The organism is Phyllobacterium chamaecytisi (assembly GCF_020164455.1).
In the GTDB taxonomy this organism is placed as follows: Bacteria; Pseudomonadota; Alphaproteobacteria; order Rhizobiales; family Rhizobiaceae; genus Phyllobacterium; species Phyllobacterium chamaecytisi.
In genome coordinates this window covers 53,072-75,234 of record NZ_JAIQWW010000007.1, presented here as the reverse complement: position 1 = coordinate 75,234, position 22,163 = coordinate 53,072, and the positions used below count along the sequence as shown (strand labels likewise).

Annotated in this window: 20 protein-coding genes, 1 pseudogene and 1 riboswitch; of the genes and pseudogenes, 11 read left to right on the top strand and 10 right to left on the bottom strand. The window is 55.2% G+C overall.

All coding sequences use genetic code 11. From position 1 onward, the window contains the following. Positions 1 to 47: 47 nt before the first annotated feature. Positions 48 to 203, top strand: coding sequence for an entericidin domain-containing protein (locus tag LB462_RS12690; RefSeq protein ID WP_112528692.1), 156 nt, complete (start codon positions 48 to 50; stop codon positions 201 to 203). Between the two features lie 89 nt (positions 204 to 292). Here LB462_RS12690 and LB462_RS12685 read toward each other — a convergent pair whose 3' ends face one another. Then, entirely contained in the window at positions 293 to 991 is a 699-nt protein-coding gene (locus LB462_RS12685) for a cobalamin B12-binding domain-containing protein (RefSeq protein WP_112528690.1), read from the bottom strand. 243 nt (positions 992 to 1,234) lie between these two features. On the opposite strand from LB462_RS12685, the gene LB462_RS12680 reads away from it, so the two are divergent. The 3 genes from LB462_RS12680 (at position 1,235) to LB462_RS12670 (ending at position 4,339) form a co-directional block, all read left to right on the top strand. Further along, positions 1,235 to 2,821, top strand: a complete 1,587-nt coding sequence (locus LB462_RS12680) for a trimethylamine methyltransferase family protein (protein WP_224508382.1) — start codon at positions 1,235 to 1,237, stop codon at positions 2,819 to 2,821. A 79-nt stretch (positions 2,822 to 2,900) separates the two neighbouring features. Next, entirely contained in the window at positions 2,901 to 3,593 is a 693-nt protein-coding gene (locus LB462_RS12675) for a hypothetical protein (protein WP_224508381.1), read from the top strand. A 140-nt stretch (positions 3,594 to 3,733) separates the two neighbouring features. Then, the gene (locus LB462_RS12670) at positions 3,734 to 4,339 is read left to right on the top strand and encodes a PadR family transcriptional regulator (RefSeq protein WP_224508379.1); all 606 of its coding nucleotides are present in this window, start codon (positions 3,734 to 3,736) and stop codon (positions 4,337 to 4,339) included. Positions 4,340 to 4,405: 66 nt separating this feature from the next. On the opposite strand, the gene bmt is transcribed toward LB462_RS12670, so the two are convergent. Both bmt and LB462_RS12660 read right to left on the bottom strand, forming a co-directional pair. Further along, positions 4,406 to 5,419, bottom strand: coding sequence for a betaine--homocysteine S-methyltransferase (bmt, locus tag LB462_RS12665; protein WP_224508377.1), 1,014 nt, complete (start codon positions 5,417 to 5,419; stop codon positions 4,406 to 4,408). A 91-nt stretch (positions 5,420 to 5,510) separates the two neighbouring features. Beyond that, entirely contained in the window at positions 5,511 to 6,347 is an 837-nt protein-coding gene (locus tag LB462_RS12660) for a helix-turn-helix domain-containing protein (protein ID WP_224508375.1), read from the bottom strand. 205 nt (positions 6,348 to 6,552) lie between these two features. On the opposite strand from LB462_RS12660, the gene LB462_RS12655 reads away from it, so the two are divergent. Together LB462_RS12655 and LB462_RS12650 are read left to right on the top strand one after the other, a co-directional pair. Beyond that, entirely contained in the window at positions 6,553 to 7,500 is a 948-nt protein-coding gene (locus LB462_RS12655) for a fatty acid desaturase (protein WP_370637127.1), read from the top strand. A 9-nt stretch (positions 7,501 to 7,509) separates the two neighbouring features. Then, positions 7,510 to 8,277, top strand: a complete 768-nt coding sequence (locus LB462_RS12650) for a PhnD/SsuA/transferrin family substrate-binding protein (RefSeq protein WP_224508371.1) — start codon at positions 7,510 to 7,512, stop codon at positions 8,275 to 8,277. Here LB462_RS12650 and LB462_RS12645 read toward each other — a convergent pair. The 5 genes from LB462_RS12645 to LB462_RS12625 form a co-directional block, all read right to left on the bottom strand. Next, positions 8,254 to 10,830 (bottom strand): GcvT family protein, encoded by a 2,577-nt coding sequence (locus LB462_RS12645; RefSeq protein ID WP_224508369.1) that lies wholly within the window; start codon positions 10,828 to 10,830, stop codon positions 8,254 to 8,256. The two genes, LB462_RS12650 and LB462_RS12645, sit on opposite strands and share 24 nt — an antisense overlap. 59 nt (positions 10,831 to 10,889) lie before the next feature. Beyond that, entirely contained in the window at positions 10,890 to 12,470 is a 1,581-nt protein-coding gene (locus LB462_RS12640) for a trimethylamine methyltransferase family protein (RefSeq protein ID WP_224508367.1), read from the bottom strand. Positions 12,471 to 12,587: 117 nt separating this feature from the next. Further along, positions 12,588 to 13,661, bottom strand: a complete 1,074-nt coding sequence (locus LB462_RS12635; protein ID WP_224508366.1) for a quaternary amine ABC transporter ATP-binding protein — start codon at positions 13,659 to 13,661, stop codon at positions 12,588 to 12,590. Beyond that, entirely contained in the window at positions 13,654 to 14,541 is an 888-nt protein-coding gene (locus tag LB462_RS12630; protein ID WP_106710122.1) for an ABC transporter permease, read from the bottom strand. The genes LB462_RS12635 and LB462_RS12630 overlap by 8 nt, the downstream gene beginning before the upstream one ends. Positions 14,542 to 14,666: 125 nt before the next feature. Continuing rightward, the gene (locus LB462_RS12625) at positions 14,667 to 15,668 is read right to left on the bottom strand and encodes an ABC transporter substrate-binding protein (RefSeq protein WP_224508364.1); all 1,002 of its coding nucleotides are present in this window, start codon (positions 15,666 to 15,668) and stop codon (positions 14,667 to 14,669) included. A gap of 514 nt (positions 15,669 to 16,182) precedes the next feature. Between LB462_RS12625 and LB462_RS12620 the strand changes: the two genes are divergently transcribed. After that, positions 16,183 to 16,320, top strand: a complete 138-nt coding sequence (locus tag LB462_RS12620) for a hypothetical protein (RefSeq protein ID WP_224508362.1) — start codon at positions 16,183 to 16,185, stop codon at positions 16,318 to 16,320. A 296-nt stretch (positions 16,321 to 16,616) separates the two neighbouring features. Here the strand turns inward: LB462_RS12620 and mmsB are convergent. Both mmsB and LB462_RS12610 read right to left on the bottom strand, forming a co-directional pair. Next, positions 16,617 to 17,519 (bottom strand): annotated as a pseudogene (gene mmsB / locus LB462_RS12615) (3-hydroxyisobutyrate dehydrogenase); the annotation flags it as partial. A gap of 13 nt (positions 17,520 to 17,532) precedes the next feature. Further along, complete coding sequence (locus LB462_RS12610) at positions 17,533 to 18,699, bottom strand: isobutyryl-CoA dehydrogenase (RefSeq protein WP_224508358.1); 1,167 nt, start codon at positions 18,697 to 18,699, stop codon at positions 17,533 to 17,535. Positions 18,700 to 18,806: 107 nt separating this feature from the next. On the opposite strand from LB462_RS12610, the gene LB462_RS12605 reads away from it, so the two are divergent. The 4 genes from LB462_RS12605 (at position 18,807) to cobU (ending at position 22,160) form a co-directional block, all read left to right on the top strand. Then, entirely contained in the window at positions 18,807 to 20,267 is a 1,461-nt protein-coding gene (locus LB462_RS12605) for a cobyric acid synthase (protein ID WP_224508356.1), read from the top strand. Positions 20,268 to 20,323: 56 nt separating this feature from the next. Then, a riboswitch (cobalamin riboswitch) is annotated at positions 20,324 to 20,559 on the top strand. Positions 20,560 to 20,608: 49 nt separating this feature from the next. Further along, complete coding sequence (locus LB462_RS12600; RefSeq protein WP_112528662.1) at positions 20,609 to 20,788, top strand: CbtB domain-containing protein; 180 nt, start codon at positions 20,609 to 20,611, stop codon at positions 20,786 to 20,788. Between the two features lie 125 nt (positions 20,789 to 20,913). Beyond that, positions 20,914 to 21,639 (top strand): CbtA family protein, encoded by a 726-nt coding sequence (locus LB462_RS12595; RefSeq protein WP_112528660.1) that lies wholly within the window; start codon positions 20,914 to 20,916, stop codon positions 21,637 to 21,639. After that, entirely contained in the window at positions 21,639 to 22,160 is a 522-nt protein-coding gene (gene cobU, locus LB462_RS12590; RefSeq protein WP_224508354.1) for a bifunctional adenosylcobinamide kinase/adenosylcobinamide-phosphate guanylyltransferase, read from the top strand. Before LB462_RS12595 ends, cobU begins: the two co-directional genes overlap by 1 nt. Positions 22,161 to 22,163 lie beyond the last annotated feature (3 nt).

Sequence of the window (22,163 nt, the reverse complement as noted above, 5' to 3'; positions counted from 1 at the left end):
TTGTTCCAGCGTTGGATTTAATTTTAGCAGAACGGGAGATACCGTCCATGAAACTATCACATATCGCTCCGATTGCCGCTGTACTTGCAGTCGTCGCACTTGCCGGCTGTGCCAATACGATTCGCGGCATGGGTCAAGATACGGCCAATACGGTCAATGCGACCCAGAGCGCTGGTCATCGCGTGGCAAAGTCAGCCAATTAATTAACGCTTAGGGCCGTCTGGGCCTCAGCCGTTTATTGATTTCTTGCTAACAAAACGGTCGCATGCTCATGCGGCCGTTTTGCACGCCATCAAGCTCCCGAAAGCTGATTGTGTTTGCGTTTCATGTAGGCTTTGGCGGTCTCAACAGCAACCGCCGCATCGCGGCAATAGGCGTCCGCGCCGACGGCCTTGCCGAACTCTTCGTTGAGAGGTGCACCACCCACGAGCACGATATAGTCGTCGCGGATGCCCTTTTCCTTCATCGTGTCGATGACGACTTTCATGTAGGGCATGGTGGTCGTGAGTAGTGCCGACATGCCAAGAATGTCGGGCTGATGTTCTTCGATTGCCGCCAGATACTTTTCGACCGGATTGTTGATACCAAGGTCGATGACATCGAAGCCGGCACCTTCCATCATCATGCCGACCAGATTTTTTCCGATGTCATGAATGTCGCCTTTGACGGTCCCGATGACGAGCTTGCCCTGCTTCGGTGCCCCGGTTGCAGCAAGGAGAGGGCGTAGGATAAACATGCCGGCCTTCATCGCGTTGGCTGAGAGCAGCACTTCAGGTACGAAGAGAATGCCGTCCCGGAAGTCTTCGCCAACGATGCGCATGCCCTCGACCAAGGCTTCGGTCAGAACCTTGTAGGGCACCCAACCGCGTTCAAGCAGAATGTTGGTGCCTTCCTCGATTTCTTCCTTCAGGCCGTCATAAAGATCGTCATGCATTTGCTCGACGAGTTCATCGTCAGAAAGCTCCGAAAGAATGATTTCATCATCGGCCATTTTTATGCTTCCTCTCAAGCGTTATGCAATGTCACTAACATAACTGGTGTTTCTTTAACATATCGGGCAAGTTGCTGAAAACGCATCGCTTAAATGCGACCTAGTAAATGACGAAAACGACCGGCAGTTTGTCTCCGATGCGCCACCCGGTGCCGCACACGGAAACGCTCTCGCTGGTGCCACGTTTAGATTTGACCTGCTTAAGAAGAAGTCTGCGCTTGTGAAGCGCTGAGGAGACAGAAAATGGTTGAGGAAACGTCAGTCGATGCACCTGCAGAAGCAGAGACAAGCAGTGGACGTCGCGGCCGCGGCGCTGGCGCGGGTGCAGCTGCACGTCGTGCCGCGCGTTCGGGTGGCGGTCCTGGTAAGTCGCTGACTTATATTACGCGCAAGATACGAACGTTCGAAGTGTTGGACGAAGAAGGTTTGGCGATAATTGAGGCGAACGCCGATACGGTGCTTGAAGAGATTGGCATCGAGTTCCGCGACGACGCGGAAGCACTGACGCTATGGAAAGAAGCGGGTGCCGACGTCAAGGGCGAGCGGGTGCATTTCCCCAAGGGTTTGCCGCGTTCTCTGCTGAAGACTGCTCCGCCGATCTACACGCAACATGCGCGCAATCCGGAGCGCTCCGTCCAGATTGGCGGCGATGCTACCGTTTTTGCACCGGTCTATGGGCCGCCTTTCGTTCGCGATCTCGAGGGCGTTCGCCGCTACGCGACGATTGAAGACTTCAATAATTTCGTCAAGCTGGCTTACATGGCGCCGTCTATTCATCATTCCGGCGGTACGGTATGCGAACCGGTCGATGTGCCCGTCAACAAACGCCATCTCGATATGGTGTATGCGCATATCAAATATTCCGACAAGCCTTTCATGGGATCTGTCACCGCACCCGAACGTGCCGAAGATACGATCTCCATGTGCAAGCTGGTCTTTGGCGAGGACTATCTCGATCAAAACACTGTTTTGACCAGCCTGATCAATGCGAATTCTCCCATGGTATTTGACGAAACGATGTTGGGCGCATTGAAGGTCTATGCACGTAACAATCAGGCTTGCATCGTCACGCCGTTCATTCTTGCCGGCGCCATGAGCCCGGTTACGGTGGCAGGTACGCTCACACAGGTCCTGGCTGAGGTTCTTGCGGGTGCGTCTTTCACTCAGCTGATCCGTCCGGGCGCCCCTGTGATTTTCGGCACGTTCGCGTCGTCGATCTCCATGCAATCAGGTGCGCCGACCTTTGGTACGCCCGAACCCTCGTTGGTTTCCTACGGTGCCGCGCAGCTGGCACGCCGCTGCGGATTGCCTTTCCGCACCGGTGGTTCGCTCTGTGCTTCCAAGGTTTCCGATGCTCAGGCAGCTTATGAGAGCGCGAATACATTGAATTCGACGCTTCTTGCGGGCACGAATTTCGTGCTGCATGGGGCGGGCTGGCTCGAAGGGGGACTGGTATCTTCCTATGAAAAATTCATGATGGATATCGATCAGCTCGGCATGGCCCAGAAGATCGCCCAAGGCGTCGACCTCTCCGAGAACGGTCAGGCAATGGATGCTATCCGGCAAGTTGGTCCTGGTAGCCACTATCTTGGTTGCGACCACACGCAGGCGAACTTCCAAACGGCATTCTATCGTTCGAATATTGCAGATAACAATTCGTACGAGCAATGGCTCGCCGAAGGCGAAAAACGTGCGGATCAGCGCGCCAACGAACTTGCTCGCCGCTGGCTGGAGACATACGAGGCGCCTTATCTCGACCCGGCCATCGACGATTCTCTTAAGGAGTTCATCGCCAAGAAAAAGGCGTCCATGCCCGACGCTTTCACGTGAAAGAAGCCCGAAGACGGCCGGGCTAAAGTGGCCGATCTGATCCACCAGGAAGTCTGGGCCTCTGCTGTAAAGGGTTCAGATGCAGGATGATCGTGAAAACCTGATCCCCAATCAAATCGCCGCCGCGCTGGAGCCATATGGTTTGGTCCCGCGCGGCGGTTTCGTTTTCGACGAAGAGAACGCTCCTTCGCCCTTGATTCGAGGGGGGCATTTTCGAAGTGTTGTCTTGGTTGGCCACTTCGGGTCGGCCATTTGGCCGCATTTCACGCGGTGGTGGCAAGACCACGCGGATTCCCAGGATCCGCTCGATCAATGGTCCAAGGATGTTCTGAGTGCCGTTGCAATGAAATTCGGTGCAATAGCCGTGTTTCCCTCCGATCGGCCCTATCTGCCGTTTCAACAATGGGCGATGCGCGCCGAGGGACTGCGCCCTTCTCCACTCGGAATACTGATCCATCCACAATACGGGCTTTGGCAGGCCTTTCGCGGGGCGCTGCTATTCGATCGCGCGCTCGATTTTGCTAGCGGTGGTCCGCAACGTCATCCCTGCGACGATTGCCAGGACAAGCCATGCCTTTCGGCTTGCCCAGTGAATGCTTTTGCCGGTGACGGATACAATGTCGTCCGTTGTCGTTCTCATCTTGCTTCCGGAGAGGGGAACGAGTGCATGAACGGCGGTTGTTTGGCGCGCCGTGCCTGTCCTGTGGGACACGAGTATGCTTACAGCGCACCGCAGATGCGTTTTCATATGAAGGCCTTTGCGAAGGGCTGACGTACATCTCCAATAAAGAAATATAAAAGCCAAATCATACGTTTAGGCTGGACTCTCGCTAAAAGATATATCTTTGACTTGCTTAAAGACATATCTTTGTGTAGATATAACGTATGAAAGATATAACTAGGAGATATTTTATGTACGGTCATTGTAGAAATCACCACAACTACGGCGGCGATCACTGGTCGCGCGTTGAGGCAATGTCAGGTTCGCAGGAGGGAGGCGGTCGCTTTGGCGGACGCGGACGCGGCGGTCCGTTCGGGCGGCATCGAGGCGGTCCTTTTGGAGGGCGCGGTCCGCGTATGTTTGATCCAGGCGCATTGCGTCTTGTAGTTCTCGGCTTAATCGCGGAAGAACCACGTCACGGCTACGACGTTATCAAGGCGCTGGAGGCAAGATTTCAGGGCGCCTATACCCCGAGTGCCGGTGCGATCTACCCGATGTTGCAGATGATGGAAGAGACCGATCTTGTCACTTCCACCATAACGGGCAACAAGCGGCTCTATACTATCACAGATCAGGGGCTTGCCTATCTCGACGAGAACCGGGCGGAGTTGGACAAGATCAACGGCCAGCTCGACAGCGCTTCAGGCGAGATACACGGTGCTGCTCTGGGTGAAGAGATGCATGCATTGAGTTTCGCGCTTCGCTCGAAACTTCGTAGTGGATCGCTGACAACAGAAAAAGCGGAGCAGTTGCGCGAAATCCTGAAGAGGGTCCGCCGCGAGATTGAGGATCTCTGAGGTCTAAAAAGACTGGCGCAAAAAAACCGGCCGGTCAAACCGCCGGTTTTTTTGCGTCAAGTTAGTCTATCCCCGCCGTCCGCGGCGTTCCCGCTTCGGCATGTCATCAGCGTGAGCTGCAAGCTTGTTGCGCATTGGTCCGATGGTCTCGATGATTGTCTCGACAGAAGGGCGCGCGCCATGCGTGTGACTGTCGAGCGCTTTGCGCATTGCCGCCAGATGTTCGAATGATGTGCCGCAGCAGCCACCGATGATCTTTGCGCCGCCATTGATTGCGAGATGGGCGTAGTCGGCCATCAGTTCCGGAGTGCCGGAATAGAAGATTTCCGCGCCGCGAAATTCCGGTATGCCGCAGTTGCCTTTGATAACGATCGTTGCGGAAGGATCGGCTTCGCTCATGTCGAGGAGAGACGCCAAAATATCCGAGGCACCGACGCCACAATTTGCGCCAACGGCAACCGGACGTTGCGCAAGTCCATCGACTACACCGTGGATGTCCTTCGGCGGTAGGCCCATCATGGTCTTGCCGGCGGTATCGAATGATCCGGTATAGACATAAGGAAGGCCTACTTTGACAGCTGCCTCTGCAGCTGCGCGTATTTCGCCCGGAGCTGACATCGTCTCGATCCAGGCTACATCCGCACCACCAGCCTTCAAGCCTTCCAGCTGTTCGGTGAAAGCCGCGACCGCATCTTCTTCGGTCAAGGCACCGAGCGGTACTAGCAATTCGCCTGTTGGACCGACGGAACCTGCAACAATGACCTTGCGGTCTGCCTTGTCAGCAACGCTACGCGCAAGTTCGGCGGCTTTCTTGTTGAGTTCGAATACACGATCCTGTGCATGATGCAGTTTCAGACGATGACGTGTGCCACCGAAGGAATTGGTCAGGATGATGTCGGCTCCAGCATCGACAAACCCTTGATGTAACGCAATGATTTTCTCGGGCTGCGCTTCGTTCCAGAGTTCCGGAGCTTCGCCTGCTTCAAGCCCGGTTGCAAAAAGATTTGTACCTGTCGCGCCATCGGCCAGCAAAACGCCCTTCTCGGCGATGAGATCAGCAAGTGGGTTTGCAATGGTCATGGCGCACGTTTCCCTTGGATGAATTAAATAACGATATAAGGAAGTCTTTATATGCGGTCAATAATCATTTGCGACAAGGCCTGCCGCATGGTCAACCGACCTTCAGCGATGAAATGTATCCAGCCACTTCGTGGGCATTGACTTTGGCAACCCGGATCAATCCGTCAAAGTGCCGTTGCATGGTCAGCACCGCCTCCGTTGTGTACAGGACCAGATACATTTCCCCGACAAATATAGCGGCGCGGTAAGGACCAAAAACCGTATAGGGAACAGAGAAGCGCTCGCGCCCGTCAAAGAGATAGAGCCGAAATGACGGATAAAGCTCATCAATCAATTCGGCCATGTGGTTGAGCTGTTCGAGACGGACCTTGCGCGAAAGATCGCTCCAGATGCTGCAACCGGCGGCGAAGTCGCTTAGCGTCTGAAACGGCATACAGACTTCCATGTCGGTGCCCGGTTGTCGATTATAATCAAGCCGGAATGCGGTCTCGCTCAACTGGGTTGCCGGGTCGCGGTGGACCATCGATGTTTCGTACGCAACCACGGCCTGTGTCCGCAACAGGTCCGGGATGCGCGCGGGAACGTACCGGATTTTGCTGCCTGTGGCTTCCGCGTGCCATTTGACGAGAAGAGTACGTTCGAAATTGTCCGAGCCTTCTTCGATTTCCATGCTTGGGCGAAGTTCGCCGGTAATACCCTCATCCTGACTCAGTCCCAGAAGCCAATCGAGCGACACGGCGTGGCGCTCGGCAATGTTGAGCAAAGTCTCGACGCGCGGCAGCCTGGTAGATTGACCGGAAAGCAGTTGTGACAGGGCTGAACGGTCAATACCAACTGATGCAGCAAAGGCTGACTGGTTTTCACCACTCCGGACAAGGAGACTTTTGATGCGCTCCTGAAACAGACGTGAAAGGTCGCGCTTATCCATATTCGCACCACATTGTTTATAATACACAACAATTGCTCTATTTGGTGCGCAAAATCAACACTTACTCACAAAAATCGCATTGCTGACAGCTCCTGACAATGAGACCATGAAAAACATGGAATCAGAACGACATAACAAAATACCCTCTTCACAATCCCAGAATTCGCGCAAGCGCACCGGCATTGAATGGCCAACGATTGGCTTGATGACAGCCTGCTACGGGCTTTGGTTTTTCTCCGGTTTTTACGTCTACGACACCATGCCATTGGTTGCTTTGGCAGCGATGGCCATTTCTGTCGCATTGCATTCGTCCCTGCAGCATGAAGTTCTGCACGGCCACCCAACGCGCAGTGGTCTTGTCAACGAAATCCTGATTTCGTTGCCGATTGGTCTCGTTTTTCCTTACCGACGGTACAAGCATCTTCATCTCAAGCACCATGCGGATGAGCGGCTGACAGACCCTTATGACGATCCTGAGAGTTATTTTCGCGCCATGGGCGACTGGGAAAAACTGCCTGCATTTGTCAAATCACTCCTAAACTGGAACAACACGCTGAGTGGCCGGATTATTATTGGCCCGATTCTGATGGCGATTGGCTTTGTCATCGCTGAGGTGAAACTGGTTGCTGGAGGCGACAGGAAGACGCGCACCGCCTGGCTTTTGCATGGCGCCGGACTTGTTCCAATGCTCGGCCTGGTATGGCTGGTCTTCGGCATTCCGCTTTGGATTTATGCGCTGACAGCTGTTTATTGGGGTCTGTCAATCATCTCGATCCGCAGCTACTGCGAACACCAATGGTCGGAGCGTCCGGATGGGCGCACGATTATCGTAGAGAAATCGCCTCTCGCTCTCATATTCCTTAATAACAACCTGCATTTTGTGCACCACAAGCGGCCAACTGCGCCTTGGTATGATCTGCCGGAGCTCTATCGCGAACAGCGGGAGGAATGGCAGCGCATGAATGGTGGTTATGTCTTCCGCAATTATTTCGAGATTTTGCGTGCATATGCATTCCGCAAGAAACAGGAAGTTGTTCACCCCGTTCTTCGTCGTGAGCCAGCTCCAGGACGGGCCTTCCGGCCACGCCGCCATGGCATCAGTCTGCAGGGTGGCTCAACAATGCCTATTCCCGCCGAGCCGCCGAAAGAGTAAACAAGCTACATGACTCTTGTGGCGGCTTTGCCGATGTATGACTGGCCGGAACGGCGCGCTGAAGTTGATGCGCAGTGGGCTGTGTTGCGTAACGCATTGCGATCGAACGGTTTTAATGCGCCGGATTTTCTGGTGCGCCGCAATGCTGATCTGCCGGCGGTTCCTGGCGGCATCAAGGATAAGGCTGGCAATTTCATCGCGCCGGATCCAGCCCTACTTCCACCCGACGATTTAGATCGGCAGGCGCTGTGGTGTCATCCAGGTTTACTCTTTGCCCAAGCCTGCTGGGGCCCGCTGGAACTGGGTCTTCAAGCATATGTCCATGTTGTCGGGCAAGATGACTATTCTGGCGTTGATGGTGGAAATGGCGAACTTTACTCAAGCGCACTGGTTATGCGGCGAGGCGAGGGGACGCCTGTCAAGGCGCCAGTCGGCGGAGAGGCCAGCCTGCCTGTGGAAGTAATGCGGCGGAAACGGCTCGCGTTCAATAGTCATGACTCCATGTCTGGGTACCTCGCTCTTCAGCGGGACCTTGAAGCTCAGGGAGAGACGCTGGATCTGTTTATCAGCCATACGGAGACCGGCGGGCATCGCCATTCCGTTGACGCTGTTGCGGCTGGCCGGGCAGACATCGCTTCCATCGATTGCAAATCCTGGGAACTGGCGCAGCGCTATGATGAAGCAGCCAGCGCGTTGGTCGTCGTCGGCTGGACGGGCAAGCGCAAAGGCCTGCCCTATATTTCAGCCTTTGAACTACCCGCGCATCTTTTCGCCTGACGGATCGAACGGCGGCTCCAGATTGATCCGGGCGGCCCGGCGAACGCCGAGGATTTCCACTTCAAACAAGCCTTGCTCTTCACTTTTGGCGAGTTCTGCCGGCACGTAGCCTTGAGCCATTGACTGGCCGACATAATGAGCATAGCCGCCGGACGTGACCCAGCCTACGACGCGCCATTCGCCTTGCACAGCTCCCTTGTCGCCCTCATCGGAAACCACCGCCCCTGTTGCGTCAAAGCGCGGAGCGCCGACACCATGACCTGCCTGAACCGTCCCGTAATCCTTTGAAGTTTTGGCCCAGATCGGCTCGTCGCCCATCACATCGGCCGCATCCTCGCCATGCGGCACGTCAATCAGGAAGGAGACGCGGCGCAGCTTCGTGCTGGTTCCGGCATCAAGCTCCGCCTTTTCCCTGGCGGCCATTTCGCGGCCGATGAAATCGTTCTTGGAGAGCTTGATGAAGCGATCCATCGAACCTTCATACGGACCGTAGATTGGACGCAATTCGCGGAACCATGTGGGGAAATTTTTCTCCAGTCGCATGGCGAGCAATGCGCGCATGCCAAAATCCACAATGTTGTATTCGGCGCCCGCCTCCTTGATCGCCTTGTACACAAGGCGCTGGTAAGCGGGCTCCATCCAGATCTCATAGCCGAGGTCGCCAGTGTAGGAGATGCGATTGACCTTGCACGGTGCTCCACCGACAGCCATCTCGCGGAAATCCATGAAGCGGAAAGCCGCGTTTGAAACGTCCTCGTCGACGAGTTTTGCAAGGAGATCGCGTGCTCTGGGACCGGCAATCGCCAGACCCACCAGCGTCTGATCGAAACGATGGATGCGAACCGAACCGTCCCCCGGCTGCTGCTTCTGGAACCAGCGCATGTGATAGCGTTGCGCGGCGGACGATCCCCAAATCAGGAATCGGTCATCCGCTGCCTTGGCGATGGTGAAGTCCCCGATGAGTTTGCCTTCTTCGTTCAGCATGGGAGTGAGGACCAGACGTCCAGTCTTCGGCATGGTGTTGGTCATCAGATGCGACAGAAAAGCCTCGGCACCTGCGCCCGTCACTTCATACTTGGCGAAATTGGCGATCTCGGTGACGCCGACATTTGTCCGTGTTGCTCGCACTTCGTTGCCTACATGCTCGAAGTCGTTCGAGCGATGATAGGAGACGATATCGCGGGCTTCCGTGCCTTTAGGCGCGAACCACAGCGGAGTTTCGAGGCCCCAGGAATCACCCATGACGGCATTCTGTGCGACCATTGTGTCGTAGAGCGGCGTCGTCTGCTGAGGACGCGCAGCGGCCAGTTCTTCGTTGGGGAAGCGGATGGAAAAGCGGCGCGAATAGTTTTCGCGAACCTTGGCATTGGTGTAGCGCAAGGTTGCCCATTCGCCGAAGCGGGCGACGTCCATGCCCCAGACGTCGAAGCCAGGCTCGCCATGCACCATCCAGTTGGAAAGGGCGAGGCCAACGCCCCCGCCTTGGCTGAAACCAGCCATGACGGCACAGGCCGTCCAGTAGTTGGTGAGACCAGGGACCGGTCCCACAAGCGGGTTGCCGTCCGGCGCGAACGTAAAGGGGCCATTGATGATCTGCTTGATGCCGGCCTTTTCGATACCCGGAAAATGCTTGAAACCCACTTCGAGTGAGGGAGCAATGCGATCAATATCTGGCGCCAGCAGTTCGTGGCCGAAGTCCCATGGCGTGTTCACGGGCGACCATGGCTTTGCCGCCTTTTCATAGGTGCCGAGCAGGATTCCGTTGCGCTCCTGACGGGTATAGATCTCGCCCTTGAAATCCATGACGCCGATGAGTTCGCGTCCTGTGGATTTGTTGAACTCCATGACCTCCGGGACGTCCTCGGTGAGGAGATACATGTGCTCCATGGCGAGGACGGGCAGTTCCAGGCCAACCATGCGGCCAACTTCACGGGCCCACAGTCCGCCGCAATTGACGACATGCTCGGCTTTCACAGTGCCTTGCTCGGTGATGACGTTCCAGGTCCCATCCGTTTCCTGTGTCAGTTCAACGACGCGGTTTCGCAAGCTTATTTCCGCGCCAAGCTTGCGCGCAGCTTTGGCATAGGCGTGGGTCGTGCCGGATGGGTCGAGGTGACCTTCGACCGGGTCCCACATGGCGCCGACGAAGTTGGTCTCGTCCATCAGCGGGAACATCGCCTTGGCTTCCGATGGCGTGATCAATTCCGTATCCATGCCAAGGTAACGGCCGCGCGCGTGAGCGAGGCGCAAAAAATCCATACGCTCCGGCGAGTCGGCCATCATGACGCCGCCGGTCAGATGCAGGCCGCATGACTGTTCCGAAAGTTCCTCGATCTCTTTGTAAAGGCTGACCGTATAGGCCTGCAGTTTGGCCACGTTCGGATCGCCGTTGAGGGTATGAAAGCCGCCGGCTGCGTGCCAGGATGAGCCGGATGTCAGTTCAGAGCGTTCTATCAGCAGGACGTCGGTCCATCCAGCACGCGCAAGGTGATAGAGGACAGAGCATCCAACAACACCGCCTCCTATGACAACTGCTTTAACGTGCGATTTCATATTCTTATGCCTCGTAATTGGAAATTTGATTCAACGTGTCGAGAGTCTGATTCAACGGATCAGAAATCAGTGGGCGCGCCGCCTTCGGCCTTGCGCCTTGCAACGAAGGCATTGATTTCCTCTTCGATTACTGGGTCGATCGCTGGTCTCACGTAAGTTGCCAGTCGCTCTTTCCAGACTCGGTTGGCCCGCTCGATCGCCGTTGGTGAACCGGCTTCTTGCCAGCTCTCGTAGTTGCGCCAGTCTGAAATAATCGGTGCATAAAAAGCGGTCTTGTAGCGGGATTGGGTGTGGGCAGTGCCAAAGAAATGGCCGCCCGGACCGACATCGCGCATGGCATCGAGACCCAACGCATCCTCCGACAGATCTAGCGGTGTCAGGAATTCCGCGACCATCTGCAGGAGATCGAAATCGAGGATCATCTTTTCATAGGAACAACATAGTCCGCCTTCCAGCCAGCCCGCGGAATGCAGCATGAAATTGCCACCGCCCTGGATCGCGCCCCATAGCGAGAACACGGATTCGTAAGCTGCCTGTGCATCAACCGTATTGGCCGCGCAAACATTGGATGTACGGTAGGGGATGCCATAACGGCGAGCCAACTGACCGCCAACCATCTGGGCCTTCATGTATTCGGGAGTGCCAAAGGCGGGAGCACCCGATTTCATGTCGACATTGGAGGTAAATCCGCCATAACCGACGGGCGCGCCCTTCTTGACCATCTGCGTGAAGGAGATACCGGCCAATGCTTCGGCATTCTGCTGAACCAGCGCACCCGCGATCGTGACGGGCGCCATGGCGCCCGCAAGAGTGAAGGGCGTGACAATGACGATCTGACCATTGCCGGACATCTGAATAATGCCCTCCATCATAGGGATATCGAGCTTCAAAGGCGAATTGGTGTTGATGATCGTGTAGCAAGACGCCTCGTTCTGTAACTGCTCGTGGCTGACACCGCGGGCTAGACGGGCGATTTCAATTCCGTCCTGATTGCGTTCCTTGCCGAGAGAATAAATGTGAAACGGCTTGTCGGTGAGAGTCGCAAGATCACGGATGCATTCGAGATGGCGCACTGAAGGATGGATATCAATGGGTTCTACAGGATATCCCCCAGTCGCATTGATGATATTGTGCATCTGGGCCAGTTTCAGGAAATTGCGGAAATCCGCCTGATTGCCCGAACGCCTGCCATTGTCGGTGTCGGAGCAATTGGGTGCCGATCCCATTTGGGCAAAGATCAGATTGTTGCCGCCAAAACGCACATTATGTGCGGGGTTGCGAGCATGCAGCGTGAACTCGGATGGCGCGTGGCTGACATACTCAAGGATCATTTCTTTGTCGAAATGAACGCGCATTGTGCCAGGAGTAACGTCGGCTCCGGCCCCTTTCATGATTTCGCGTGCACCGTCGTGCAGCACGTCCACCCCAATCTCCTGCAGCACTCTAAGCGATGCATCGTGGATCGATTCAAGTTCATCGTCAGAAACGATCTTTGTCGGTGCAAACGGGATTTTGAGCTGCCGAAACGGTGGCTGATCGAAAGCACCGCTTTCAACGCTGCGTGGCCGCGCCCGCCCGCCACGTCTGCCATGGTCCCGGGCTGATGCGTTTGCGTCGGTCTCAACTGCAGGTTCACTCATTGCTCATGCCCTCATTCGCACCTGTCACAGGCGATGGTGCACTATCGCCAGAGCAGGGCGCAGGGTGCGCGGCGTGAGCGACGCCGAGCGCAAGGGAAGCGACACCTGGTGCGTTGGTTATTCCGCCGCAGCTTTCGATGTCAGATGGCTAATCGGCGTGACCATCGCTTGAATCAAACTGTTCATGCTGATGACGCCAGTCGGTTTGCCATTGTCATCAATAACCGTAGCGTATTGCTGGTTGGCGTCGGTCATTGTCTTGGCAGCTTCTTCAAGGATCGTGCCGGTTTTGACAGTCACGCCACCTGTGGTCGATGGCGCACCAGATTGAGTGGCAATCGTGTCGACCATGATGACGCGGCCGCGGTTAACCTCTTTCACGAAGCTCGAAATATATTCGTCCGCAGGCTGCAAAACGATGTCCTGGCCGGTTCCCTGTTGAACGACTTCGCCGTCACGAAGGATCGCGATGCGATCGCCCAGCCGCAAAGCCTCATCGAGATCGTGGGTGATGAAGACGACCGTTTTCTTGATTTCCTTCTGCAGATCGAGAAGAACCGATTGCATGTCCATGCGAATAAGCGGGTCGAGCGCCGAAAATGCTTCATCCATCAGGAGGATAGGAGCATCATTGGTCAGCGCGCGAGCTAGACCGACACGCTGCTGCATGCCACCTGATAGCTGGTTGGGATAATGATCCTCAAACCCTTTGAGTCCCACCCGGCCAATCCAGCGCCTGGCCTGTTCCTCCTGCTTTTCCCGCGACAGGCCCTGTATCTCAAGGCCATAGACGGTGTTATCCAGCACTGTGCGATGGGGCAGCAAAGCAAACTTCTGGAAAACCATCGCCGTCTTGTGGCGCCGGAACTGACGCAGATCGTTCTGATTCATCTTGCAGACATCGGCGCCATCGATGATCACTTCACCGGCCGTTGGATCGATCAGACGATTGATGTGGCGGATCAATGTGGACTTTCCTGAACCGGAAAGCCCCATGACCACTTGTATGCAACCGGCCGGCATATCGATGTTGATGTCTCGCAAGCCAAGAACATGTCCATGGTCTTCATTGAGTTCGGTCTTTGACATGCCTTTCTTCACCGCCTCGACATAGGCCTGCGGTCTCTGGCCGAAAATCTTGTAGAGATTCTTGATCTTGATGCCTGCTCCCTGAACCGAACGATCAGCCATGGACAACCTCCTGGTGCTTCTGAAGACGCTTGCCATAGGCCTGACTAACGCGGTCAAAAATGATGGCTATACCAACGATGGCAAGGCCGTTGAAAAGTCCAAGCGAGAAGAACTGGCCGTTCACCGAACGTAGCACGGGCTGTCCAAGACCCTGGACACCGATCATCGACGCGATAACCACCATGGCTAGCGCCATCATGATTGTCTGGTTGATACCAGCCATAATTGTCGGAAGAGCAAGGGGGATCTGGACGTTTCTCAATCGCTGCCAACTCGACGAACCGAATGCGTCAGCTGCCTCCAGGACGTCCTTGTCAACGAGCCTGATACCAAGATTGGTCAGGCGAATCATCGGCGGAATAGCGTAGATCACAACGGCGATAAGGCCTGGGACCTTGCCGATGCCAAGCAACATTACGACTGGAATCAAATAGACGAAGCTCGGCATTGTCTGCATTACGTCAAGAATGGGATTGACCATTCGCTGGAAACCGTCAGAACGCGCCATCACAATGCCAATCGGGATACCGACGACGATCGAAACGACCGTCCCGACGAAGATCATGGCAATGGTCTTCATTGCATCGCTCCACATATCGAAATAGCCGATCAGGAGAAGGGTCAGGATAGTGCCGCCTACGATCTTCCAATTGCGGCTAGCAATCCAGGCAATGCCGCCAATGAGAACGATCATGACCGGCCATGGTGTCGTCGTCATAAAACGTTCTGCCTGAATAAGGAAATACTGCAGGGGTTGAAAAAACGACTCGATAACATCGCCGTACTGACGGGTGAAAGCCTTGAAACCCTCGTCCATCGCCTTTTTCAGGTTGCGCAGCGTGTCGTCATTCATATTGGGAAATGAGTAAAACCAATCCATTTGTCGGTGCCCCTTCCATAGCCACCCAAGCGCTAGCTCCTGAATGGCTGAAGCGGTTGAACGTGATGGCGTTCAACCTATCAAGAGTGGGATACGGCGAAGCCTTGCTTCGCCGTATCTGACAATTATTGCACGGCAGCTTTGATCTTCTCCGCGGCTTCCGGCGAGACCCACTTTGTCCAAACCGCCTCATTGTTCTTGAGGTAATATTTGGCGCCATCTTCACCCGTAGCCTGGTTGTCGACCATCCAGGCTAGCAGCTTGTTGAACTCTACAGTCGAAAGCTGCCGCTTTTTCAGATAGTCGAAGGCGGGGCCAGCAGAATCGGAAAATTTCTTCGTGACAACCGTATAGATATCTGACTTTGCCCATCCATTCGGCTTTGGATCGGGGCAATCGGCAACGACAGTGCAGCGTTTCCATTCGGCTTCATCAAATGGTACGCCATTGTCGAGCTTGACCATGGGATACTTACCGAGGATTGCGGTAGGGCCCCAATAATATCCGAGCCAAGGCTCTTTGCGCTCGTATGCCTTGGCGATCGAGCCATCGAGACCCGCTGCCGAGCCTGTATCAACAAGCGTGAAGCCATTTTTGTCGCCACCATAGGCCTTGTAGAAGTTGGTGGTCGTAATCTGGCAAGCCCAACCCGACGGGCAATTATAAACCGCGCCCTTCTTAGGATCTTCCGGTGCGGGGAACAATTCCGGATGCTTCATCGCGTCCGCAATCGTCTTGATATCCGGGTGCGCATCGGCAAAATATTTAGGGATCCACCAGCTTTCAGTGCCGCCTTCAGTAATGGCAGGCGCTGCCAGGACCAGTCTGTCTTCCTTGACGGCCTTCTCAAGGAGATCACGGACAGTGTTGAGCCAGCCCTCGGGCGCGATGTCCGGCTGACCCTTTTCCAACATCGACGTGAAAGTTGGAACCGTGTCGCCAGCGACCAGCTCGGCGTCGCAGCCATAACCTTCTGTTAGTATAATCTTGTCCAGATTGGCCAAAGCTTCGGCCGACGGCCAGTTCATATTGGCGATTGTTACAGAGCCGCATTCTGCAGCCGATGCCGATCCAGCGTAGCCGAAAAGACCAGCGGCGAGTATAGTTGAAGCGAGTAGCTTCTTCATGTGCTTTATCTCCCACTCTTTGACAGTTCACCCGAATACGAATTCTAACTTGGTACTGTCCTACCCAGTTGTTCGCTTATGTGCCATTTGGCATCCTTATCCCGGCAGAATGCAATGCTTTCTTTGAATAAATGCGGTGCATCGCGACAAGGCCTGTCGATATAACGACGCCGGGACAATGAATGAGAACCAATGCACAATGTTCATCCCGGCATCGTAACAAACCAATAGATGAAAGATCAACGCCTTAGACAGTTTCCTTTATCAATTCATTTGGAAGCGCCGCGCTTTGCCAGATTGTGATTGTGCGGCGAGCTCTTCTGTTAACGCCACGCAATTATTTGGGTGCCAACGGTACAATCGTATGGCAGGCAAGCAATTTCGCATGCCAGCCATGCAAATTTGCCTGAGCGAATGCAGAAAATGCGACACGTCATGGCGAATTTCCCTGATCAAACTTTAGGCAAGAAGCGCATTTGAAAGGCAACAACAGTTTTCTCTTCGAGGTGCAGGAATGCTCTACATTTTTAACCGTAACAATCGTGTTCACATTTCGTGGAATGCCACCGAAAAGCGTAACGCGCCGTCCGGCAATCTTAAGAGCGGTATCGCCTCTGCGGTGTCGTTCATCTGGACGCGTTCGGCGGGCTGATTTACAAGCTGATCTATGCAGACCGCTGCCTTTTCAGGCGGCGGTTTTTCTTTGCGTTTCGGAACCGGAGCATTTGAAAAAAACCGCCCTGTCCGGGTGGGGCAGTGCGGTCTTTTTATACTGGATATAGTCCGAAGAAGCAGCAACTCCGGTACGCAGTACCTGATCCGGAGCAGGTAAGCAGGGTCTTGGTCTGCTTACCTGTAAAGTTTTAACCGGACATCGTTACCGCGAGGTTAGCGAGAGCTTAAGCAAATCTAAATTTGGAAGTTTTCTGGGCGTTTGCCTCTGTGTTTTCAGTTATTGCGTTTGGATTCGCGCAAGAAATTTACAATTCCTGAAAAATCAGAACCCTCATTGCCAGCTGAATTGAACGTCGCATAGAGCTCTTCGGCATGGGCGCCAAGCGGTGTCGCTGCTCCCACGCTCGCGGCGGCTTCCTGCGACAGCTTCAAGTCCTTCAACATTAGTGCTGCAGCAAACCCCGGCTTATAGCCATTATTGGCTGGAGAAGTCGCAACCGGGCCAGGCACCGGACAGTATGTGGTCAGCGACCAACATTGCCCGGACGAAGTCGAGGCTACATCAAATAGTGCTTGATGCGAGAGGCCAAGTTTTTCCGCCAGTGTGAAAGCCTCGCTGACGCCGATCATCGAGATACCGAGGATCATGTTGTTGCAGATCTTTGCGGCTTGTCCGTTGCCGGCTTCACCGCAATGCACTATGCGGCCCGCCATGGGTTTAAGAATGGGTTCAGCTGTCGCAAACGCTTCAGCGCTGCCACCAACCATGAACGTCAGCGTACCGGCTGCTGCGCCGCCAATACCGCCAGAAACAGGTGCATCGACCGAAAGCAGCCCATTCGCTTGAGCAATCTCGTGAGCATTTCGCGCCGAGTGGACGTCTATTGTGGACGAATCTATGAAAAGTGCGCCTTTTCGCGCTTTTTTTGCAACAGCTTCATAAACCGTCAATACGTGTTTGCCTGCAGGAAGCATCGTGATGACGACATCGGCTTCAGCGACCGCTGTTTCGGCGCTGTCTGTAATATCCACGCCGTTACCTCGGGCTGTTTCAAGGTTTTCCGGCAGTAGATCGAAGCCCAGCACCTTTTGTCCCGCTTTGACAAGATTGGCCGCCATAGGATTGCCCATGTGCCCGAGACCAATAAAAGCGACAGTCGCCATTGCAGTTTTCTCCTGATGAAATTGTTCAGTGACTGGTCATATGCCGTGCGATGATAACCCGCATAATTTCGTTGGTGCCTTCCAGTATCTGGTGAACGCGCAGATCACGAACGAGCTTCTCGATGCCATAGTCGTGCAGATAACCGTAACCGCCATGGATCTGCAGCGCGTCATTGGCGACATCGAAGCCCACATCTGTAACGAAGCGCTTGGCCATGGCTGACCATTTCGAGGCGTCATGGGCCTTCCGGTCGAGCTTCGATGCAGCCGTGTAGAGCAGCATTCGTGCCGCAGAAAGATCGGTCTCCATATCAGCGAGCTTGAACTGCAACGCCTGGAACTGGTTAATCGCCCTGCCAAAGGCCTTACGCTCGGAGGCGTAGGTTACGGCTTTGTCCAGCGCCGACTGCGCACCGCCGAGAGAGCAGGCCGCAATATTGAGACGTCCGCCATCAAGACCACCCATGGCAATCTTGAAGCCGTCGCCTTCCTCGCTAAGACGGTTTGACACAGGAACCCGGCAATTGTCGAATATGACCTGCCTTGTCGATTGAGCGTTCCACCCCATCTTGAACTCATTTGCACCGAACGAAAGACCGGGGGCGTCTTTCGCAACTACAAGCGCTGAAATGCCTTTCGGCCCGTCCTCGCCGGTCCGTACCATTGTCACGTAAACGTCGGAGTCGCCAGCGCCTGAGATAAACTGCTTGGCACCGTTGAGCACATACTCATCGCCGTCACGCACCGCGCGCGTCTTCAGTGCTGCAGCATCGGAACCAGAATTGGGTTCGGTCAGGCAATAGCTGGCCAACCACTCCATAGACGTCAATTTCGGTACAAAACGCAGACGTTGCTCCTCGTTGCCAAAGAGATCAATCATCCATGTCCCCATATTGTGGATGGATATGAACGCCGAGAATGCAGGGCAAGCCGCCGATAGGGCTTCGAAAATCAAAACGGCATCGAGCCGCTTCAGCCCTGAACCGCCCACATCTTCGCGCACGTAGATACCGCCCATTCCAAGCGGACCGGTTTCACGAATCACATCTGCGGGAAAATGCTTGTCGCGATCCCAGGCGAGCGCATTGGGCGCCACACGATCAGCGGCAAACGCACGAGCCATGTCCTGGATTGCCAGTTGGTCCTCGTTCAGCTCGAACTGAGCGGTAGCCGAATCGACCAGCGTGTCCATTGTAACCTCCCTGTATTCTTGTTCCGTCCACTCTATCCCAAGCACCAAGTGGCGCAACGTCTTCGGTGGGGCTAGGAAGAGAAAGACATATCCGCTACTCAAAGCCCATGACGCACGCAATCATGTTGCAGGGAACTGGCTCTGATGTCGGGAAATCGGTCCTCGTGGCCGGACTTTGCCGGCTAGCGCGCAATCGCGGCTTGAAGGTGCGCCCCTTCAAGCCGCAGAACATGTCCAACAATGCAGCGGTCAGCGACGATGGCGGTGAGATCGGCCGGGCGCAATGGCTGCAGGCACTGGCTTGCGGTGTGCCTTCATCGGTGCATATGAACCCCGTGCTGCTGAAGCCACAATCGGAAACCGGCAGTCAGATCATCGTGCAAGGCAAGGTCTGGGGGCAGGCCAAAGGCCGCGACTATCAGAAATTCAAGTCACAGCTGCTCGATGCGGTCATGGCGTCGTGGGATGTCGTGCGGGACGGTGCGGATCTGGTTATAGTCGAGGGTGCGGGATCGCCTGCGGAAATCAATCTGCGAGCTGGCGATATCGCCAATATGGGCTTTGCCACCCGTGCCAAAGTGCCTGTCGTGCTCGTCGGCGATATTGACCGGGGTGGCGTGATCGCCTCGATTGTCGGGACCCATGCCATTCTGGAGCGGCAAGATCGTGACATGATCATTGGGTATATCATAAACAAGTTTCGCGGCGATATTTCGTTGTTCGATGATGGACTCAAATCCATAACGCAATTTACCGGCTGGCCGTCATTCGGCGTCGTGCCATGGTTGAAGGACGCTTCGCGGTTACCCGCCGAGGATTCAGTCGTGCTGGAACGATTGGTCAAAGGCGAGGGGCGTGCACTCAAAGTTGTCGTCCCTATCCTCGACCGGATTGCTAACTTTGATGATCTCGATCCGCTGATGGCAGAGCCGCTGGTGGACGTGGTCATGGTAAGAAGTGGCGAACGGCTGCCTGCGGATGCCGGACTTGTGATCATTCCCGGTTCCAAATCCACGATTGGCGATCTCTTGCGCTTCAAGGAAAATGGCTGGGACCGGGATCTCGATATGCACAGGCGGCGCGGCGGTCATATCATTGGCATCTGCGGCGGATATCAAATGCTCGGTCGCACTGTCCGCGATCCCGATGGAATTGAAGGAAATGTCACGGAAGTAGAAGGTCTCGGTCATCTCGATATCGATACGGTCATGGAACCGGAAAAGACGGTGCGCAACGTAGAGGCACATTCGCTGCAGTTCGATTTGCCATTGAAGGGCTACGAGATTCACCTTGGTAGAACAACGGGACCGGACTGCGAGCGGCCAACAGTGCGTATCAATGGCACAGCCGATGGTGCCACCTCCAGGGACGGCAAAGTTTTTGGCAGCTATTTGCACGGGCTATTCGTAGACGACGGTTTCAGGGCGGCATTCTTACAATCCATGGGTATTGCTGCGGACGCGCTCGATTATCATGCCGGGGTAGACCAGGCTCTCGATTCCATAGCCGGCCAACTGTCTGACGTGCTTGATATCGACCGGCTGCTCGCGCTCAAATCACAGCGATGACGCGGCAGCAGCGGTTGGTGTTGCAGTTTCGTTTGACATTCGTGGCGCTTGGTGAATAACGTCACGGCATGATTGGTTCCCGATATCGGCCAAAGGCCAAGGGATCAAAAGGGAATGTGACGGCCGTACCCATCAGGGCGACCTAACCGCAGCCGACCCCGCGACTGTAGAGCGGCGAGGGTCAATGTCATCGCCAAAAGCGAAAGCTGATGGCAGCCACTGGGAAACCGGGAAGGCGGCATTGATCTTACGACCCGCGAGCCAGGAGACCTGCCAGTCATAGGGCAATAGTGCCCAAAACCGAAGGGGATTGTCCCTTCTGGCCCTGCACGGAGGTTGTTATGGCTGCTACTCGTACTTCGACTACGATTTCTCTCCCGCTCGCATCGCGTCTGACCACGGCGGTGTTTTCGCTTATGCTCGGCGTGTTCATCATTTACGGTGTCGGTCTTTCGCATTCCGAAACGCTGCATGATACCGCGCACGACACCCGCCATTCATATGGATTTCCCTGCCATTGAGCCTTTCACTAGCTGAATAGACGGTTCAGCTATCTGCTCTTACGCATTGAAAAATTACAATTTGTTTGGTCCGGGGCCTTTTTCAGGTACCCGGCGTCTCGCTTTAGGGATGGGGAGTGAATTCCATGTTAGTTAAATATCTTCTGGCTACCATCGTAGCCGGTCTGTTTGCCGGTATTCTTTTGACACCGGCGATGTATGTGCGGAATGTTCCGCTTATTCTGCATGCCGAGGAATATGAAAACGCCGGCGGTCATGAACATAGCCATGACGCTGCAGCGGCGGCGACTGAGGCTGCACCCGCTGCCGTAGCCCCGCACGAACATGAAGAAGAGGCAAGCCCTGCGCTTCCATTCGGCCGCTTTGGCAATACGCTGCTGATCAATCTCGTTGCCGGTGCTGGCTTTGCCCTCATCACAGGGGCTGCCGCGCTTTTTCTGGGTCGCAGGATCACGCTGCAAAATGGTATTTATTGGGGTCTTGCAGGCTTCTTTATTTTCAATCTTGCGCCTGCATTCAGCCTCGCTCCCGAATTGCCGGCGATGCCGGCCGCCGACCTTGCCACGAGGCAGGCATGGTGGCTGATTACAGTTCTGCTGACAGCAGGCGGCGTTTATCTCATCGTGCTTCGCGACGAGATCTGGGCAAAGGTGCTGGGCATTGCGCTGATCGTGGCTCCGCACGTTTATGGTGCGCCTGAAGCCGATGATCTGACCTCAAGCGTACCGCCGACATTGGCTTCCGAATTTGCCGTGTCGACACTGGCAACCAACCTGTTCTTCTGGGTGGTGCTCGGAACCGCGCTTGGTTGGGCCATTCAACACTACGCGCAATCGGAGCTGGATGCCTGATGCAACTGGAACGCAGAGCAACCTTTGTTTTGGGCGGCGCGCGTTCCGGTAAATCCTCTTTTGCAGAGGGGTTGATCGAAGCGTCTGGTATGGATGCGGTCTATCTTGCTACTGGCAGAGCATGGGACGATGAAATGTCAGAGAGAATAGCGCAGCACAAGCAACGGCGCGGCGGCTCCTGGACAACCATTGAAGAACCACTTGATCTGGTCGGTGTGCTGCAAAGAGAGTGCACCGGCAACCGTGCTGTTCTTGTCGATTGTCTGACCTTGTGGCTCACCAACCTGATGATGTCTGAGAAAGATATCGAAACAGAGACAGCGCGGCTTGTTGCGGTGCTGCCCACATTCAAAGGTGCCGTGGTGCTCGTCTCCAATGAGGTCGGCCTCGGCATCGTGCCGGAAAACCGCATGGCGCGCGACTTTCGCGACCATGCAGGCCGGCTCCATCAAGCCGTGGCTGCTACTGCGGCTCAGGTCTATTTCGTGGCAGCAGGACTGCCGCTCAAAATGAAGGGATAACAC

Bases quoted from the DNA above. Each gene is read 5' to 3' on its own strand.
- LB462_RS12650 (WP_224508371.1), top strand. From the start codon at position 7,510: ATGACTCTTGTGGCGGCTTTGCCGATGTATGACTGGCCGGAACGGCGC.
- LB462_RS12660 (WP_224508375.1), bottom strand. From the start codon at position 6,347: ATGGATAAGCGCGACCTTTCACGTCTGTTTCAGGAGCGCATCAAAAGT.
- LB462_RS12680 (WP_224508382.1), top strand. From the start codon at position 1,235: ATGGTTGAGGAAACGTCAGTCGATGCACCTGCAGAAGCAGAGACAAGC.
- LB462_RS12675 (WP_224508381.1), top strand. From the start codon at position 2,901: ATGCAGGATGATCGTGAAAACCTGATCCCCAATCAAATCGCCGCCGCG.
- LB462_RS12655 (WP_370637127.1), top strand. From the start codon at position 6,553: ATGACAGCCTGCTACGGGCTTTGGTTTTTCTCCGGTTTTTACGTCTAC.
- LB462_RS12610 (WP_224508358.1), bottom strand. From the start codon at position 18,699: ATGGACACGCTGGTCGATTCGGCTACCGCTCAGTTCGAGCTGAACGAG.
- LB462_RS12690 (WP_112528692.1), top strand. From the start codon at position 48: ATGAAACTATCACATATCGCTCCGATTGCCGCTGTACTTGCAGTCGTC.
- LB462_RS12630 (WP_106710122.1), bottom strand. From the start codon at position 14,541: ATGGATTGGTTTTACTCATTTCCCAATATGAATGACGACACGCTGCGC.
- LB462_RS12635 (WP_224508366.1), bottom strand. From the start codon at position 13,661: ATGGCTGATCGTTCGGTTCAGGGAGCAGGCATCAAGATCAAGAATCTC.
- LB462_RS12595 (WP_112528660.1), top strand. From the start codon at position 20,914: ATGTTAGTTAAATATCTTCTGGCTACCATCGTAGCCGGTCTGTTTGCC.
- LB462_RS12685 (WP_112528690.1), bottom strand. From the start codon at position 991: ATGGCCGATGATGAAATCATTCTTTCGGAGCTTTCTGACGATGAACTC.
- LB462_RS12620 (WP_224508362.1), top strand. From the start codon at position 16,183: ATGCTCTACATTTTTAACCGTAACAATCGTGTTCACATTTCGTGGAAT.
- LB462_RS12670 (WP_224508379.1), top strand. From the start codon at position 3,734: ATGTACGGTCATTGTAGAAATCACCACAACTACGGCGGCGATCACTGG.
- LB462_RS12625 (WP_224508364.1), bottom strand. From the start codon at position 15,668: ATGAAGAAGCTACTCGCTTCAACTATACTCGCCGCTGGTCTTTTCGGC.
- LB462_RS12645 (WP_224508369.1), bottom strand. From the start codon at position 10,830: ATGAAATCGCACGTTAAAGCAGTTGTCATAGGAGGCGGTGTTGTTGGA.
- cobU (WP_224508354.1), top strand. From the start codon at position 21,639: ATGCAACTGGAACGCAGAGCAACCTTTGTTTTGGGCGGCGCGCGTTCC.
- bmt (WP_224508377.1), bottom strand. From the start codon at position 5,419: ATGACCATTGCAAACCCACTTGCTGATCTCATCGCCGAGAAGGGCGTT.
- LB462_RS12605 (WP_224508356.1), top strand. From the start codon at position 18,807: ATGACGCACGCAATCATGTTGCAGGGAACTGGCTCTGATGTCGGGAAA.
- LB462_RS12600 (WP_112528662.1), top strand. From the start codon at position 20,609: ATGGCTGCTACTCGTACTTCGACTACGATTTCTCTCCCGCTCGCATCG.
- LB462_RS12640 (WP_224508367.1), bottom strand. From the start codon at position 12,470: ATGAGTGAACCTGCAGTTGAGACCGACGCAAACGCATCAGCCCGGGAC.